This is a genomic window from Tolypothrix campylonemoides VB511288_2 (genome assembly GCF_045999855.1).
Lineage (GTDB): Bacteria > Cyanobacteriota > Cyanobacteriia > Cyanobacteriales > Nostocaceae > Scytonema > Scytonema bouteillei_A.
Genome location: NZ_JBFPMW010000003.1, coordinates 819726 through 837102, shown reverse-complemented (window position 1 = coordinate 837102; position 17377 = coordinate 819726). Strand labels below are relative to the sequence as shown.

At 43.9% G+C, this 17377-nt stretch carries 11 protein-coding genes; 9 read left to right on the top strand and 2 right to left on the bottom strand.

Features of this window, described 5'->3' with window-relative positions; translation table 11 throughout:
• Positions 1-230 precede the first annotated feature (230 nt).
• The 6 genes from AB0756_RS12100 to AB0756_RS12075 all read left to right on the top strand — a co-directional run bounded on the left by AB0756_RS12100 (position 231) and on the right by AB0756_RS12075 (position 8584).
• Entirely contained in the window at positions 231-3737 is a 3507-nt protein-coding gene (locus tag AB0756_RS12100) for a caspase family protein (RefSeq protein ID WP_038080489.1), read from the top strand.
• 568 nt (positions 3738-4305) lie between these two features.
• Positions 4306-4560, top strand: coding sequence for a MoaD/ThiS family protein (locus tag AB0756_RS12095; protein WP_038080490.1), 255 nt, complete (start codon positions 4306-4308; stop codon positions 4558-4560).
• A 52-nt stretch (positions 4561-4612) separates the two neighbouring features.
• Complete coding sequence (locus AB0756_RS12090) at positions 4613-5650, top strand: hypothetical protein (RefSeq protein WP_038080491.1); 1038 nt, start codon at positions 4613-4615, stop codon at positions 5648-5650.
• A 226-nt stretch (positions 5651-5876) separates the two neighbouring features.
• Positions 5877-6254 (top strand): hypothetical protein, encoded by a 378-nt coding sequence (locus AB0756_RS12085; RefSeq protein WP_038080494.1) that lies wholly within the window; start codon positions 5877-5879, stop codon positions 6252-6254.
• Positions 6251-6667, top strand: coding sequence for a type II toxin-antitoxin system VapC family toxin (locus AB0756_RS12080; RefSeq protein ID WP_038080496.1), 417 nt, complete (start codon positions 6251-6253; stop codon positions 6665-6667). Before AB0756_RS12085 ends, AB0756_RS12080 begins: the two co-directional genes overlap by 4 nt.
• A gap of 201 nt (positions 6668-6868) precedes the next feature.
• The gene (locus tag AB0756_RS12075) at positions 6869-8584 is read left to right on the top strand and encodes an ATP-binding protein (RefSeq protein WP_038080497.1); all 1716 of its coding nucleotides are present in this window, start codon (positions 6869-6871) and stop codon (positions 8582-8584) included.
• A 104-nt stretch (positions 8585-8688) separates the two neighbouring features.
• Here the strand turns inward: AB0756_RS12075 and egtC are convergent, their stop codons facing one another.
• Positions 8689-9483, bottom strand: coding sequence for an ergothioneine biosynthesis protein EgtC (gene egtC / locus AB0756_RS12070; RefSeq protein ID WP_038080498.1), 795 nt, complete (start codon positions 9481-9483; stop codon positions 8689-8691).
• 261 nt (positions 9484-9744) lie between these two features.
• A complete protein-coding gene (locus AB0756_RS12065; RefSeq protein WP_038080503.1) occupies positions 9745-10248 on the bottom strand; it encodes a hypothetical protein in 504 nt (167 codons plus the stop codon).
• A gap of 487 nt (positions 10249-10735) precedes the next feature.
• On the opposite strand from AB0756_RS12065, the gene AB0756_RS12060 reads away from it, so the two are divergent.
• The 3 genes from AB0756_RS12060 to AB0756_RS12050 all read left to right on the top strand — a co-directional run bounded on the left by AB0756_RS12060 (position 10736) and on the right by AB0756_RS12050 (position 17375).
• Positions 10736-11815, top strand: coding sequence for a response regulator (locus AB0756_RS12060; protein WP_038080504.1), 1080 nt, complete (start codon positions 10736-10738; stop codon positions 11813-11815).
• Between the two features lie 273 nt (positions 11816-12088).
• Complete coding sequence (locus AB0756_RS12055; RefSeq protein ID WP_237265799.1) at positions 12089-13315, top strand: RNA-guided endonuclease InsQ/TnpB family protein; 1227 nt, start codon at positions 12089-12091, stop codon at positions 13313-13315.
• 205 nt (positions 13316-13520) lie between these two features.
• Entirely contained in the window at positions 13521-17375 is a 3855-nt protein-coding gene (locus AB0756_RS12050) for an ATP-binding protein (RefSeq protein ID WP_038080505.1), read from the top strand.
• Positions 17376-17377 lie beyond the last annotated feature (2 nt).

The following is a 17377-nucleotide window of genomic DNA, read 5'->3' as shown; positions in this document are numbered from 1 at the left end:
TCCCTTAAAAAGGCGCATGGGAAAATATGTTAAAAATTTTACTATCATTGCACCTAAGCCAATTTGGGTAAATTGCAAATTATATAGATGTCTATCAGATACTCTTTTTGATTCCAGCCAAATCGTTTCTACACTTACTGATGTCAATTGTGCATAAGTTAATTTTACTGACACATATATAACAGGGGATTGATATCCTCAATTTAGAAGCTTTTACAAGGTCAATATCTATGACTCAAAAAATTTACGCCTTACTTGCTGGTATTGATAAATATCATCCAGAATCAGGAGTCAACAATTTAAGCGGTTGTGTTAACGATATTGAAGCAATAGAAGAATATTTACGGAAACGAATTGCTAGTGAGGGGAAGTGGGAAATAGTAGAATCAGAGGTTCCTTGGAAACTCACCAATGAATTGGCAACACGTCAAGCAATTATCGACGGCTTTCAAAAACACCTGTCTCAAGCAGGTAGTGATGACGTAGTCTTATTCTACTACGCAGGGCATGGTTCCTTTGAACCAGCACCAGATGTGTTTCGCATGAAAGACTCAGACCGTCAAATTGAAACCTTAGTTTGTTATGATAGCCGCACAAAAGAAGGTCGTGACTTAGCAGACAAGGAATTAAACTATCTCATCGAGATAGTTGCAAAGAACAATCCACATATCCTCATTGTTCTAGATTGCTGTCACTCCGGTACAGCAACCCGAGATCCAAAAGTGGTGGAACGTCAAACCTCAGCAGATGGACGAGCAAGGGATTTAAAAGATTTTATTTTTCCCGAAGAATGGCTGAAATACCGTGTGAGCGATCGCTATGTGTTACCAAGACATGTTGCGATCGCGGCTTGTCGTTCCCATCAAACAGCAAAAGAGCACAGAGGTGAAGGTAATAAACCACGTGGTGCTTTTTCTTACTTTTTCACCCAGGCGTTGCAACGCACTCATGGTAGACTATCCTATGCAGATTTAGTGCAAGATATCAACGCTTTGATCCTCAGTAAGGTCAACGATCAATCACCCCAGATAGAAGCACCTGCAGAGGATTTAAGACAAACTTTCTTAGGAGGTGCAGCAGGTGAGCGATTGAATTACTTTACCCTAACTTATAATACTGAAGATTATGATGATTGGGTCATTAACGCTGGTGCTTTACACGGTATTCGCCCAGCCACAGAAGGAGAGACTGTATTAGCCATTTTCCCCCAGGGAACCCCACCAGAACAGTTGAGCGATATTTCCCATGCCATTTGTCACGCTGTCGTTACTACGGTCTTGACAGAAGTTAGCAAAGTTGAATTCATTACTGATAGCAGCGAAATATCTTTTGAAGAACCTTACTGGGCAGTTATAATCAGCGTACCTGTCCCACAATTAAAAGTCAATTTCGTGGGGGACGCTCGAGGTATAGAACTGGCTCGAACATCTCTTGCGACAGTCGAGCAAGGTGAAGCATCTTTGTTGATTCGAGAAGCAGAATCATCTGAAGATGCGAATTACGAGCTAGAAGCACATCAGGGTCAATACTGGATTAAACAAGCTAGCGATCGCAAGTCGATAGTCGCACCGATTCCACTAATACCAGATAACCAAGGATACACTCAGCAACGTGCAATGCAAATCATCAAACGATTAGAACACGTTGTGCGTTGGGCGAATGTTCTAGAATTGAAAACTCCACCCACCAGCCAAATTCAACCTGAGGATGTGGAGATGGAAGTGATCGTCATCTTTAATGGTCAAGAATATTCCTCAAAACAGGCGACTTCCGATTTGCGTGCAGAGTATAGTTTCAAAAATAAGCAGTGGATATCACCAGGCATAAAAATCAAAGTAACGAATCATAGCGACCAAGATATTTACTTTCAAATAGTAGAATTAGCAGGTAACTATTCAATAGGTACTCCTCCATTATTCATAGAGAAAGGTAGTATACTTTTATCGAAAAAATCGAGTGATGACCCTATGTTGTCCAGTAAAATGAGCCGCTCCTTAGCACTAAATATGCCTATAGAATACTTAAATAGTGGTGTTACTGAATACAATGAGGTTTTCAAGTTAATTGTCAGTACCAGAGATTTCAATGCGAGTTTGCTCACACAAAAAGGGCTTGATACTCCACCTCCTAAAGATCGTTTGGTAGGGGCTGGCTCTACAGGATTGTCAGGAACTCTCAATTGTTTAATGAACAACGTATATTCTCGTGAAGCACGCTTAAGAGACGCTGACCTGATTGATAACTGGATGACGAAGGAAGTTAAACTGACGGTTGTAAAACCACCAAGTGGAGTGGAGATTAAAACATCTGAACCCACAACTCTACAACCGGGTGTTGTACTGCACAATAACTCGAGTTTTCAAGGAAAAGTTGAAATCAACTCCTTACCACCAAACAGCCGGGATGCTAACAGTAATTTACTCCCACCCATTCTTATAAAAGCTCCAAATCTGTTTCAACCCTTTGAATTTAACACCACTCGTAGCGGTCTTTCTAAATTAAGTGTTTTGGAAATCACTAGCGTACAAAATCACGAAAGCGTCACGCCAGAAAATCCTATCAAGATAGTCGTTGACAAGTCATTGTCATCAAACGAATATGTTTTGCCACTCGCTTATGATGGAGAATTTTTCTTACCTTTAGGCACAGCTAAGGCAGAAAATGGTAAGACAGCAATTACCTTAGAACGCTTACCCGAACCAATAGCTACTAGCCGGAGTTTGCAAGGTTCAATTAAGATTCTCTTCCAAAAAATGGTGACTCAACCTTTCGGACAAAAATTTGTTTATCCCTTGTTAAGAAGTGCGGAAGTTTTACCAGATGGACGTGTATCTTATCAAGCGGATAAGGCAATCATCACGGCAAAAGTTACCGAAGCTAAGAAGATTTTACTTTATATCCATGGTATCATTGGCGATACAGAAACGGCAGTGAAAAGCACTCAGAATGCAAAGTTGACAGAAAACGGACAACAAAAAACATTGCAAGATAAATATGACTTAATTCTCGCTTTTGATTACGAAAATCTCAATACGACTATCGAAGAAAATGCCAAACTTCTCAAGCAAAGATTAGAAGAAATTGGATTAACAGCAAACCACGACAAACAATTAGATATTGTTGCTCATTCCATGGGGGGCTTAATATCCCGTACCTTCATTGAAAAAGAAGGTGGTAATAAAATTGTTCAACACTTAGTGATGTTGGGTACACCTAATGGAGGTTCTCCTTGGCCAACGGTTCAAGATTGGGCTTTTGCCGCTTTGGGAATTGGATTAAACCAACTCTCTTCGGTAGCTTGGCCTGCAGTTGCTATTGCTGGAATCTTAAAATTTGTGGATTCCAACATTAAGACTGTAGAACAGATGAGCCCGAGGAGCAATTTTATCCAAAGCATTGCTACCAATCCAGATCCTAACGTGCGGTATACCATCATTGCAGGCGATCGCTCAATTAAACCAGAAGCATTACAAACCGACTCCGGAAAACAATCAAGTGCGATAAAGCGACTGATGGGGAAATTATTTGGCTCGGCTCGAGAGAATGTCATCAATCTAGTCTTCTTCCAACAACCAAATGATATAGCGGTGACACTTGAAAGTATTAAAAGCGTGAGTGAAAACCGCTCTCCCAAGCCCAGAATTCTATCTCCAGATGCGACTTGCGACCATGTAACTTACTTCACCACCCAATCTGGTTTGGACGCTTTGGTAAAGGCGCTCTGTGAGGAGGTGTAAATCTCAGTGTTGGACTTTCTTGAATAGAGGTTTTTAAAGATGAATTCGGAGGATATTTGTAGAGTTTAGCATTGTACAAGATTCTCCCAGCCCCCTTTAAAAAGCTACGGTGGTGTACACAAGTCTTATATAGTGCATTAAAAGCGGTTTCGATCCCCCCTAACCCCCCTTAAAAAAGGGGGGAACTTCATTCCAATTCTCCCTTTTTACGATGTTTCATCTCTTTTCTAGAGATCTGTACACTACCGTAGCTTACAAAAGAGGAAATACTTTCACTCATCTCCCTTTTTAAGGGTGAAATACTCTTAAAGTCCCCTTTTTAGAGATGAAATACTCTTAAAGTCCCCCTTTTTAGAGATGAAATACTCTTAAAGTCCCCCTTTTTAAGGGGGATTTAGGGGGATCTAAAGTTTTAAATTCCTCAGCTACTACTTTTAAAACATTCTCTTAGGAGGTGCAGCAAGGGAGCATTTGAATTACTTGACTTTAACCTACAACACTACAGTCTATGATAATTAATAACACTAGCTGAATTACGCCAAGCTATAAAGCTTGGTTCAATGAATCCATGTCTACAATTACAATTACCGTCAAACTATTTGCTGCTTACCAAGAAGCATACGGTGTGCCAGAATTGTTGCTAGAATTTCCAGAAAGTACACCTGTTGCAGCAGTTCGCGATCGCATAATTGCGGAACATCCCAAACTTTCTCAATTACGGGATATCACTCGATTTGGGGTAAACCTCCAATTTGCAGACCCAGAGACTATCTTAAATGATGGTGACGAAGTGGTGTTAATTCCTCCTGTCAGCGGCGGGTGAATCAGTGCTGGAAGATAAGGGAGAATAAGTTACACTTAATGACCAATGACAAATGACACATGACAACAATGAATTTTGGCAGCAAAATAACTTTAGGCTTGAGCCTTGGGCTAACAACTACGACTCCCCAATAGATATAGAAGAACTGGCGTTAACTGAAAGCGAGGTAGATCCAACTGTAGAAACAGCAGACTGGACAAAGTTTTCTAGAGTACGACCGCAACCTACGTTACCCGAACGACTTATATTTATAGATGGTCGCCGTCGTATCGATGCGACTCTTATCGGTGGTAGCGGGAATACCATTGCTTATGGAGCTTTTGGAACAATAGCAGTAGGTGCTGTCCTAGTGGATAGAAAAACCAGTACAGCTACCTGTTCCCAGTTTCATATCCGGCGTATAATTGGGTTTGGAGGAAACCAACAAGCACCAGAAACCCGAATTCCTTGTCCTTTGGGAAGTCAAGCACAGTTAATTTACGAACCAGTCGATCCCTACGTAGAAAACAATCCCAATGTTCCCAAAAATCTGGTTCAGAATATCATGCTTAAGACAGAAGCACTTCTCGCAGCCCAACAGTTTACTCTTAACCCAAATACCTTAATCGTTCGTGACGGGCGGTTACCTTATAACTCCTTGAATTTCACAGTGGGCTATGTTAAGACAATGCATAAAAATTATCTAAGTGAAAAATATGCAGCCCTGTTGTGGGAATTGAAACCGGGAGAACGTACCCCTATTTTTTTAATAAAAGAACAAAACCGTCCCCACTGGAGTTGGTATCTGAAATCCGGTCACGCTCAAACCTCTTCAGATCGTTTTGGTTACCACAATTTACACGGAATTGTGAGATTGGAATTGTCCAGCGATATTCCTCTGACAACAGCCCAGACAATCGCGGATCAAACCGCCTATCTCATTCCTGAATACGCTTCCTATCCTTACAAAGACCCCCGCGCCCCACAAAACCTCACTCCTGTTGGCGCACTCGAACGAGAATTGGGGCGGCGTATGGGTGATGCTATTCTGATCAAAAGGCGCGTACAAAACTTTTTAGCGTCTGTAGGAGTTTTGCCAATACGCTATTGACTGAAAATGTCGTTTCAACAATTATTCAAACAAAAGATTCTTTAACTATCTTTTGAAATTAACGCTCAAATTCAATACCATCACCAATAAGCGCCCTTTTAATTTATGTCTGGTCTGGCAATAATGTCTTACGAATCTTTTTTTTGGTATAATTAGTAAACTAAACTGAGCTAGAGCAGCAATACTAAGGCTATTATCTTAATAGATAAGTGAGAGTTCAAACTTTATGGAAAGCAGCACTTTAGTAACATCACAAACTACTAATTCAAAGATAAATATTGTACTGGAAACTAGAGAAGATGGTAGCGCGATCGCATCTATTTTGGAACTTCCACAGTATCGTGTCGAAGCTACGAATCGCGAGCAGGCACTTGCAATACTGAAGGATCTCGTGGCTCAGCATAAGAACAAAATTGAAGTCATTACGATGGAAATCCAATTACCGCAGGCTGAGCAATCTGAAAGACCTTGGATGAAATTTGCAGGCGTGTTCAAAGACGATCCGGACTTTGACACAGTTCAGCAGTATATTCAGGAGTATCGTCAGGAATTAGATGCTGCTCTTAATATAGAAGATTTCAATCTTGAGAGGGATGCAAGTTGAGCATTTGGATTCTTGATACCGATTGTGTTTCTCTGTTTCAAAGAGGGAATTTAGAAATTGTTCGTCGCCTAAATAGTGTTGAATCTAACGAAATTGCGATTACAATTATTACAGTTGAAGAACAGATGCGTGGGCGATTTCAAGTCATTCGACGAGCTGCTTCTAATGAATTAGCCTCGGCTTATCAAAAGCTACAGGTAACATTTGATAGTTTGAAAAGTTTCAATGTCTTAAGTTTCACTACTGAAGCACAAGAAATATATACAGATCTCATCCATCAAAAGCTCAAAGTTGGTCGTCAAGATTTAAGGATTGCTGCGATTGCGCTTTCTATGAATAAAATTCTGGTCACACGCAACAATCAAGATTTTTCTCAAGTCTCCAATTTATTTTTAGAAAATTGGACTTTGTAAAGTAATAAGCAGGGGATATAGAGGCACAGGGGAGGCAAAAAAGGCAAAACCTAGTTAGTATTGGTACAATCTCTAACTACTATACGGGTGCAAAGCCGCCGCGCCCCTACTTACTACGTAGCAGGTGATATTTATGATGGGTGATGCTATTCCACTCGAACGACGCGTACAAAACTTTTTAGCGTCTGTGGGGGTTTTGCCATGACAACTCCCGTCGGTTTTATCCTCGGTACTCAGGAAGCAACCCCCTTGGAATTTTGGGTTGCAGTATCGCCCGGTCAAGTTTTGCGCCTTGATGATGTGGTGGAAGTGCAAACTCACCGTCCTGATGGGAGTGGTATTGTCAAATTTTATGGTGTGGTTGATTATGTCCGCACCTTACATGAAGGAACTCAGTTTGATACAGATACTTTCTTGGCAAAAAATGGTAGTTTGCCTGTGAATGTTTCCTATGCTGCTCATATTCAAGTGACGCGCATTGAACCAGAAGAATATTTGCCACCACAACCGGGGGATACAGTTCATTTAGCTGTTGATGAAGAATTAAAACGTGCTTTGCATTTTGATGGCATGGAAAAACGCATCCCCGCAGGTACAATGCGTAACAGCAGCCCAGCTTATTTTAACTATGAATTTATTGATGGCACAAAAGGCGCACATATTAATATTTCTGGTGTATCTGGGGTAGCGACAAAAACATCTTATGCTTTATTTTTACTTCACGGAATTTTTCACTCTGCTGCTTTAGGTTACCATCGTGCTAATACCAAAGCCTTGATTTTTAATGTCAAAGGTGAGGATTTGTTTTTTATAGATAAGCAAAATGCTAAGTTGAAAGAACAGGATTTAGCACAATATAATATATTGGGAATACCAGCAGAACCATTTAAAGATGTGCGTTTTTGTGCTGCACCAAGAAAAGGCAGCCATGATGTAGATCCGCATTTAGAACAACGGGCTGATAATATTTCAGTTTATTTGTGGAGTTTGAGGGAATTGTGTCGCGATCGCCTCTTCAGTTTCCTATTTGCTGGGGAAGATTTAGAAAGGGGAAATTTAGGTTTTTTAGTTTCTATTGTAGAGGAAAAGTTAGCCCGAATTGCTGAAGATAACGATAAAACAGATAAAAAAAATAACCGCAAGCTTGGAGTGCATCTAGATGTAGAACCTTATGGCTCGCCAGAGAAGAAAAAAGTCACAACATTTAGAGAATTAATTGAATTTTTAGAAGATAAGTTGGTTGAAAATGAAGATAACAGTTGGTTGGGACGAAATACCAACGCCACTGCTGAGGCTTTAATACGTCGCTTGTGGGGAATACGAGATGAGATAGGGCATTTAATTCGCGGAGATTTGCCTCCCGAACAAATAGCCAAATATCAACTCGATCCTCTATCACCCTCGCATCAAATAACGATTGTTGATATTAATAAGATAGGCGGAAAAGCACAAAAGTTTGTTGTTGGAATACTTTTACAAAGACTATTTGCCGAAAAGGAAAAGCGGGGACAATATCCGGTTGTTTTTATAGTTCTTGACGAATTGAATAAATATGCTCCTCGTGAAGGGCGGAGTCCCATTAAAAATTTGCTTGTGGAAATTGCAGAACGGGGTCGTTCTTTGGGAATCATCTTGATAGGCGCACAGCAAACAGCCTCAGAGGTTGAGCGTCGTGTTGTAGGACAAGCGGCAATTCGCGTTGTTGGTAGACTCGATTCTGCAGAAGCTGAAAGTGCAGAATATAACTTTCTCTCTGGAGGTTGTCGCAAGCGATCGCTCCTCTTAAAATCTGGAACTATGTTTGTTCACCAGCCTGAAGTTCCATCTCCAATTCTGATTAATTTTCCCTTTCCTCCTTATGCAACTCGTGATAGTGAAGTTGCAACTAATGATGAGGACGATGATATTGAATTTTAGTCAGGGCGCAATGCCTTGCACCCTGACTTCTTAGCGATCTTGCTTCCTTTTTCTTGATTTGCTGTTTTTGCTTATAAATTATCCTTGAGACATTAACGTAGCACTTAACAAGCGGTTAATCGGCTAGTGGTTGGCTGCAATGACTCTGCAGGAACAAATAGCGTATTGTGGTCAGCAAAAGCCGTCCAATTTTGGTCAGATAAGGGTTCTGAGGCAACAATAACTTGGGTTGGGTGCTTCGCATCATTGCAAGACCAATAAAGAGTAGAAGCTTCCATGCGGTAGGCATAGCGACTTGCTGCAAGCGATCGACCATCACTGACGATAACATTGGCACTAAAGCTGGTGTCGTATTTTTTAGCCAAGTCTGTCAATTTTTGCAGTGTCGCACGTAAGGCAGACAACAGAGTGCTATCTGGAGACGACTGCCACATTTCCACCAGTAGGGCGAAGATGTGTTCCGAGTCAGTCATACCCTTAATTAAACGATATGTGGAATCAGAAAGACTGTCACGTATCGGTCTGTAGAGCGTCTGTTGAAAGTTTGCTATCTCGCCATTATGCACAAACAACAACTTGCCACTGCGGAAGGGCTGACAGTTGCTAATATCGAGCGATTCCCCCATTCCTGCAAGTCGGACATAGCTTACTGCACAAGAAGATTGTACGTAGTGGCTCAACTCTTTCAGGTTGGAATCGTTCCACATGGGGATAGTGTTCCGATAAACAAATGGTCGATCGCTTTCATCGTACCAACCTACACCTACCCCGTCTGCACAAACGACTCCTGAGTTTAATTCGCGAGGGTTGTAACTTTGGTTGTAGAGCGAATGCTCTTGCTGGTAGAGTAACTCATCTAATCGGATGTTATTACCAAGGTAGCCAACTAATCTACACATCAGAAAAACAGCTCAATATAGCTAGATGTACTTCGTTAACGTAATGTTAGTACATAAAAATTTAGCAAACGAAATTTTATGTGCTATCTGACATAGGGGGGATTTGCTGCTAAAGCACCCTCTACAATGCTGCAAAGCAGCCGCTTCGCGAACGCTTAAATTATCCGTTGAAGGTTTCACCAGTTTTCGTTCTCGCGAAACTCCAGTATAGAAAATAAGAAGTCGGGAACACAGTCAATTAACGCAGCACCGAACTCACCGTTATTTAAGATACGGCATGATATCTTCTGGAACTTCTACCTGTTCGCTTTTTAGTTTCATCGAATACCCCAACTGCTTTGCTCTAGATGTCAAATCCTGTTCCTGCGGTTGCCATAGCTCGTGGCAAACCACCCAGTATTCCCAGTGACTGTCAGCGTTGTACCCAAATGTTTCACCTCCTGGGTTAATATAATGAACTATTGCTGAGTCAGGGATGGCGTTATCCTTAAATGCTACAAATGGTCTAGAGGTAGAGCATTGAATCAGGTCAGTTCTTCTAGAAACCCCACTATAACTGTTAGAGACTTCTACATTCGCTAGATACAGTCGCCTAGTTTCACCGTTTAATTTTACAGTCTTAGTAAGTTGCTTGTTCAAGAGATAGACTTTCCATGTCACCCCCTGGCGAGCGCCCTCAGATACCAATCTTTTGCTTTGTGCATGAGCGCTTAAATTTAATACCAATAAGAGTACTCCTGTGAGACTTGCCAATTTTAGTTTCATTTACCGATAGCTCTATGCTTTGTATCATTTGTATCACAAGATTGCTATCTACTCTAATTAAACCCTTGCGATCGGGACGGGCTGATGAATCATAGCAAATCTGCTGACTGCTACCCCCTTAATTCAGTTTTTGCAACACAACACAACACACAACTATATTACAGTGTTATTCATCCACATAACATATAATGATGGTAGGGAAAAAGGGATGCTGCAATTTATCCTTCTTCTGTTACTCTGGGAAAAGAAAAATAAGAGTCAAATTTTCAACTCTAGATAGAGCGGAAATTTGAGCGATTATTTTCTAACAAACTGGGATAAAATCAAGTTTTTTAGGAAAAGCCTTACGCTGTAAGCATTCTAGAGTATCTCTTCTGAAAGTGATAAAAGAGGGTTATGCCACGAATAATTTTCCAGTGTGAATTTTTCTCCTATAAAACTCGTGTCTTGACTCTATTTTTAAAGAAATAAGCGGTAGTTTTGCGTTGTGAGCGAAGAAGAATTTACTCAGTATCTAATTTTTATCCGTCAGCAGATAGAGGCGCTGTACGAATATATTGTGTTAGTACCAACAAACCAACAGCAACTCTTAGCGTCAGCAATGGAGGAAATTGCCACCTCTTTAGATAATCTGCAGTTATTTCAAGAGGAAATGCAGGCAAACTTAGAAACTATGGAGGTGATTCAGGAAGATCTGCTAGAGCAGAATGAGTACCTGGCAAAACAACATCAGCGTTATCACGACCTATTCGAGTTTGCACCTAATGCGTATTTACTCACAAATGCTCAAGGAATCATTCTAGAAGCTAACCGTGCTGCGGGAGCACTATTTAACGTATTGCCCAACTTTCTGGTAAGCAAACCGTTAGTCAATTACGTACACGAAATAGAACGTTCGGTTTTTCGTAGCAAACTCAATAAGTTGTCTTCTGCGTGTTCTTCTTTGCAAGAGTGGGAAATAACTATGTGCCCGCGTGGCAGTCAACCTTTTAATGCAGTACTGATGGTAGCACCCGATCGTGACTCTTCCGGATTGCTAGTTTCCCTACAAATAGCTATCTGGGATGTGACCGAGTACAAGAACTTGAATCAACAACAACCAGCAATTGTGACCGAACGCTTGGTACCAGAAGCAGAAGTTGTCTCGCTCCCTCACTCGCTCGATGGTTTGCAGGTACTGTTTGTAGATGATGAAGCTGATATTCGCGAGTTTATCACCGCAGTACTGGAGCAGCATGGGATATATGTGACAGCAGTTGCCTCAGTGGCTCAGGCGCTCGAACTGCTAGAGCAATACTCTCAGGAGGAGCCGCCTAAAGGGCGAACGCGTCCCGATGTGATACTCAGTGACATCAGAATGCCGGATGAAGATGGCTATGCTTTGATTAAGAAAGTACGGGCACTGGAGACAGAGAAAGGATGGCACATTCCTGCTGCTGCTTTGACAGCTTATCTTGCAGAAGACCGAGCAAAAGCACTCAAAGCGGGTTTTCAATCGCACTTGCATAAACTTGCTGAACCAATGGAGTTAATTGCAATGATTGCACAGCTTGCCGGGCGAGCTTAAAAGCGAGCACCTTGAGATGGACGTAGTAGGGAAGCAGGGAGAGAAAAGGGAATTCAAATTGTAGAGACTTTACAGCGATTGAAGCAGAAAGCCCACCCCTTCTAGGGGTGTGGGACGCGAATAATGCGGGAGGCAAAGCCACACCGCATTTTCGCTCATGAATGCGTTGCAGCTTTAGCTGCTGTCAAATTTATCTGAAATTGGGATTGCCAGTGTGAATCTTATACTATAAATAAGCACAGTAAGATTTACATTAAGGAGGTGAGGTTATCCATGTTAGTATTTGAAGCCAAGTTAGAAGGAAATGACGAACAGTATCAAAAACTTGATGGATCTATTCGTACTGCTCGGTTTATTCGGAACTCGTGTATCAGGTACTGGATGGATAACCGTGGAGTAGGGAAGAACGAAATTAGTGCATATACAGCTATCCTTGCTCAACAGTTTGAGTTTGCCGATCGTTTAAATTCTATGGCACGACAAGCTAGTGGCGAACGTGCATGGAGTGCAATTTCTCGGTACGACAACTGTAAGAAAAAGAGACCGGGCAAGAAAGGTTTTCCACGCTTTAAAAAAGAACAGACACATGGTTCTGTAGAGTACAAAACTACGGGATGGAAGTTATCTGAAGACAGAAGAAGCATCACATTCACTGATGGTTTTAAAGCAGGAACATTCAAGATGTGGGGAACACGCGACCTACATTTTTATCAGTTAAAGCAGTTTAAGCGAGTGCGGGTAGTGCGTCGAGCAGATGGGTATTATTGCCAATTCTGTATTAACTCTGAACGCCTAGAGAAACGCGAACCAACTGGTAAAACTATTGGGCTAGATGTTGGACTAACTCATTTCTATACTGATAGTGATGGGACTACGGTTGAAAATCCCCGTCATCTACGTAAATCCGAAAAGAAATTAAAACGCCTTCAACGACAGTTATCTAGAACCAAAAAAGGGTCTAAAAACCGCGTGAAGGCAAGAAATAAATTGGCAAGAAAGCATTTAAAGGTAAGTAGGCAACGTAAAGACTTTGCGGTAAAAGCTGCAAGGTGCGTAGTCCTGTCTAAAGACTTGGTAGCCTATGAAGACTTAGTGGTTCGGAACATGGTAAAGAATCACCATCTTGCTAAAAGTATTAGCGATGCTGCATGGACGCAGTTTAGAGAATGGGTTGAGTATTTTGGAAGGGTGTTTGGGGTTGCAACAGTCGCTGTGCCTCCACATAGGACATCTCAAAAATGCTCGAATTGCGGCGAGATAGTCAAGAAAACTCTTTCTACTAGAACCCATATCTGTCCCCATTGTTTCCACATTCAGGGGAGAGACCACAACGCAGCTCGCAACATCCTTGAGATAGGACTCCGTACCGTGGGGCACACGGGAACGTTAATCGCCTCTGGAGACATCGACCTCTGTTCTGGTGAGCCACTGCGTTGCGGTGAGCAGTGCGGTCTTGGGCTTTGCCCAAGAGGAGCAACTGCGGAGGGTTCCCCCCGTTGAAGCAAGTGGCGAACCCATAAGGGTGAGGAAACTCCTCAGAATAAGTCGGGTCGAAGAAAGAGGAACTCTCAGAAGTGATTTTGGGAATCCCACGTGCTTTAGCCGTGGGAGGATGTCAAAATAAAGGAGGAGCATTGTTCTAAAATTTCGCTCGCGCTAAATTATCAGCGATCGCGCCTACCCACTAAATCGACCAGTAAAGGCGATGCACCGACCTCAAAGAGAAACAATTACCATAGAGGATATTGTCATCACTGAAGAACTGTCCCGGAGAAACCCTCGGACTGCGGATTTTCTCTTGGAAAATCAAGCATTGCAGAGGTTGGCGCGGCAGTTGGTAAATCAGCCACAAACTATGCATCAAAGTATAGTTGACATGGCATTAAAATTATGCATTGCTGAAAGTGCAGGGATAAATTTACTAGAGATAGCACCAAGTGGGGAAGAGGTTTTTCGGACTCATGTATTAGCAGGAACATTAGCACAGTATGCAGGCAGCACTACAAAGCGCAACTCTAGTCCCAGTGGAGTTTGCCTGGAACGCGGTACTCCCGTGCTTTATTCCTATCCCGAACGCTATTTTACTGATTTACAGGTAGCGAATATTTCTATCGTTGAAGCATTAATACTACCGTTGATTGCTCCAGATCGTGCCCTTGGCACGATCTGGATTATGTCGCACTCCCTTGAGCGGCGATTTGACAGTGAAGATGTGCGGGTGATGACGAGTTTAGCAGACTTTACTGCTGCTGCACTGTTGATAAATCAGCAACAAAGCCAGTTGCGACAAACTGCACTATGCGATCGCCCAAGAGCGGAAATTGCTTTGCGCGTCTCGGAAGAAAAATACCGCACGCTGTTAAATTCGATGGACGAAGCCTTTTGCAGCATCGAAGTGTTGTATGACTCAGACGGACAGCCTGTTGACCATCAAATCCTTAAAGCGAATCCGGCGTTGGAAAAACACGCAGGCTTAATCGATGCGCGGGGTAGATTGGCAAGCGATGTGCTGCCGTTCGTCGAACAATCCTGGAACGACCTTTTTGCAAGAATCGTTGCCATAGGTGAATCGGAGCGACTTGAGCAGCACTCCCCCGCGTTTGACCGTTGGTTCGACATTGAAATTTTGCGCCTCGGCGACGAAACGCTGCGCCGTGTCGCAGTTCTTTTCCGGGACATCACCGATCGCAAACGCACGGAAGCGAACCTCGCCTTTTTAGCCGAGACGAGCGCGGATTTTGCACCCCTGTTGAGCGCCGAGGAGATTATGGAGCGGGTCGGCAAACGGCTAGCCGATTTTCTCAATCTCTCGCGCTGCAATTTTTCCATCGTTGATGAGGAAGCCGATCTCATCGAGTGCATCTATGCCTGGAGGCGCGACGACTCTATGCCCAACTTATTCGGCGCACACCGCATCTCGGCTTTCCTGAACGAAGAAGGCAGGCGACATTACGCGGCAGGTAAGCTCTCAGTTATCAACGATACGCGGACTAATTCGATGCTCAACCCGAAGTTGGAAATGTGGGACGAGCTTGGCTTCGGTTCGATTGTTGACGCGCCTTACCTCAAAGACGGGTGTTGGAAATTTTTGTTAACCATCGCACGCTCCTCTTCGGGCGAGTGGCGCTCTGATGAAGTCGAGCTGATTCGGGAACTCGCCGAGCGAATTTACATCCGCATCGAACGTGCCCGCGCCGAAGAGGCTCTGCGCGACTCGGAAGAAAAATACCGTTCGCTGTTCAACTCAATGGACGAAGCATACGCCGTTGTTAAGGTCATCCCTGACAAGGAGGGTGCTTGGAGCGACTTCCTCTTCCTAGAAGTGAACCCCGCTTTCGTGAAGCACACCGGGATGGAGTACCCCGTCGGCAGAACGGCAACCCAGATCCTCGGCACGCCGAACCCTCAGTGGGTGGGGATCTACGGCCAAGTAGCCGAGACGGGCGAGGCGGTACGCATTGAGATGACGGAGGACACCCTAAACCGGGTCTTCGACCTCAACGTCTTTCGGCTGGGCGATCCGGGAAGCCGCCGCGTCGCGGTGCTGTTCACCGACATCACGGAACGGAAGCGTGCCGAAGACGAGCGCCAACGCGCACAAGACGCAATGCAGGCATTTTTCAGTAATGTGAGTCATGAGTTTCGCACTCCTCTGACTCTGTTGCTGAGTTCGATTGAAGAGACCTTGAACGATCTGGCACATCCCCCCAGTTCCGCCCAACGATCGCAACTGCAATTGGCGCACCGAAACGCGGTGAAGCTGCTGAAGCTCGTCAATACTTTGCTTGACGTTTCCTGCATCGAAGCCGAGCGCATTCAGGCAGTCTATGAGCCGACAGATCTCGCAACCTTGACGACAGAACTTGCGAGTTCATTTGAGTCAGCCATCAAGCAAGCAGGCTTGCAACTGGTAATTGATTGCCCACCCTTACCAGAGCCAATATATATCGATCGCTCTATGTGGGAAAAGATCGTCCTCAATTTGCTCTCGAATGCGTTTAAATTTACCTTTGCAGGCGAGATTGCAGTCCGCTTAAGGCGGGCTGGTAATTGGGTTGAGTTAACTGTACAAGACACGGGCATTGGCATTGCCTTCTCAGAAACACCTCGCTTGTTCGATCGGTTCTACCAGGTGAAAGGAGCCAGGGGGCGGAGTTTTGAAGGATCGGGGATCGGCTTGTCTCTGGTGAAGGAGTTAGTTAAACTGCATGGCGGCACGATTACTGTCAGCAGTGTTGAAGGAGAAGGCAGTTGCTTTCAGGTATCCATTCCCACCGGGTTTGCTCATCTTCCCCCCCAACAGATTGGCTCATCTCAAACCTTGCCCTCAACGGCAACAGATCTACGTGCTTATGTGGAGGAAGCGTTAGGGTGGCTACCCCAGGAGGAGGGGGAGATGGGGAGATGGGGAGATGGGGAGAAAAGAGCTTTTAATTCCCCTCTGCCCCCCTGCCCCTCTGCTCCCCTGCCCAGTTCTGCCCGTATTCTCCTGGTAGATGACAACCCCGATATGCGTGCCTACCTGAAGCGGTTACTGGATGAGCGATGGCAGGTGGAGACAGCAGCCAATGGCGCTCTAGCCCTCACCCAAATTCAGCAACACCCACCCGACTTGGTGCTAACTGATGTGATGATGCCAGAGATGGATGGGTTGCAATTGCTGCAAGCACTACGTTCCGATCCTCAAACAAAAAGTATTCCGATTATTTTGCTATCGGCACGAGCAACAGAAGAGGCAACGGTCGAAGGTTTGGCAACGGGTGCGGATGATTACTTAATCAAACCCTTCAGTGCCCGCGAACTGATGGCACGGGTTGAAACTCATCTTCAATTGGCACGGCTGCGCTTTGAGCAATCTGCCAACCGCTTCAAAAATGAGTTTCTCTTGACCGTGACTCATGAACTGCAAGCGCCCCTAGCCAATATTCTCGGTTGGACACGCCTACTACAAAATCAACCTTTTGACAGTGTTAAGGCGGCTAGGGCACTTGCTGTCATCGAACGCAATGCAACTATCGAGGCAAAACTGGTGAAGGATTTGCTCGATGTTTCGGGCATTGTTTCAGGAAAGCTACAATTGCAATTTCAAGTTGTTGATTTGGTTTCTCTGCTACAAAACGTCGTGACAACATTTCACCAAACAGCTAAGGCAAAGAATATTCAACTCATCGAGGCGATATCGAATGTTGCACGGTGTAATGTTAAAGCAGATAGCGATCGCCTGCGACAAATCATCAGCCACTTGCTAGAAAATGCCATCAAATTTACGGACTTTGGGGGAAAAGTCAGCATCGGGTTAGAACATCTTGACTTCAATGTTCAAATTACTGTGACTGATACAGGTATCGGCATTTCTCCTGATTTTCTTCCCTTAGTCTTCGATCGCTTCACTCAAGCGGAAGTACCTAGCCGTCATTCACCCGGAGGAGTAGGTATTGGACTGGCGATAGCGAAGATGCTGGTGGAAATGCACAACGGTATAATAGAAGCAAGCAGTGACGGAGTTGGGCTGGGTGCAACCTTTACCGTCAAGCTACCGCAAGTTGGTGTTAGTCCTTAAGA

What these genes read in the sequence shown, in the direction of transcription:
- AB0756_RS12090 (WP_038080491.1), top strand. Translation starts at nt 4,613, where the DNA reads ATGACACATGACAACAATGAATTTTGGCAGCAAAATAACTTTAGGCTT.
- AB0756_RS12100 (WP_038080489.1), top strand. Translation starts at nt 231, where the DNA reads ATGACTCAAAAAATTTACGCCTTACTTGCTGGTATTGATAAATATCAT.
- AB0756_RS12075 (WP_038080497.1), top strand. Translation starts at nt 6,869, where the DNA reads ATGACAACTCCCGTCGGTTTTATCCTCGGTACTCAGGAAGCAACCCCC.
- AB0756_RS12085 (WP_038080494.1), top strand. Translation starts at nt 5,877, where the DNA reads ATGGAAAGCAGCACTTTAGTAACATCACAAACTACTAATTCAAAGATA.
- egtC (WP_038080498.1), bottom strand. Translation starts at nt 9,483, where the DNA reads ATGTGTAGATTAGTTGGCTACCTTGGTAATAACATCCGATTAGATGAG.
- AB0756_RS12055 (WP_237265799.1), top strand. Translation starts at nt 12,089, where the DNA reads ATGTTAGTATTTGAAGCCAAGTTAGAAGGAAATGACGAACAGTATCAA.
- AB0756_RS12065 (WP_038080503.1), bottom strand. Translation starts at nt 10,248, where the DNA reads ATGAAACTAAAATTGGCAAGTCTCACAGGAGTACTCTTATTGGTATTA.
- AB0756_RS12095 (WP_038080490.1), top strand. Translation starts at nt 4,306, where the DNA reads ATGTCTACAATTACAATTACCGTCAAACTATTTGCTGCTTACCAAGAA.
- AB0756_RS12050 (WP_038080505.1), top strand. Translation starts at nt 13,521, where the DNA reads ATGCACCGACCTCAAAGAGAAACAATTACCATAGAGGATATTGTCATC.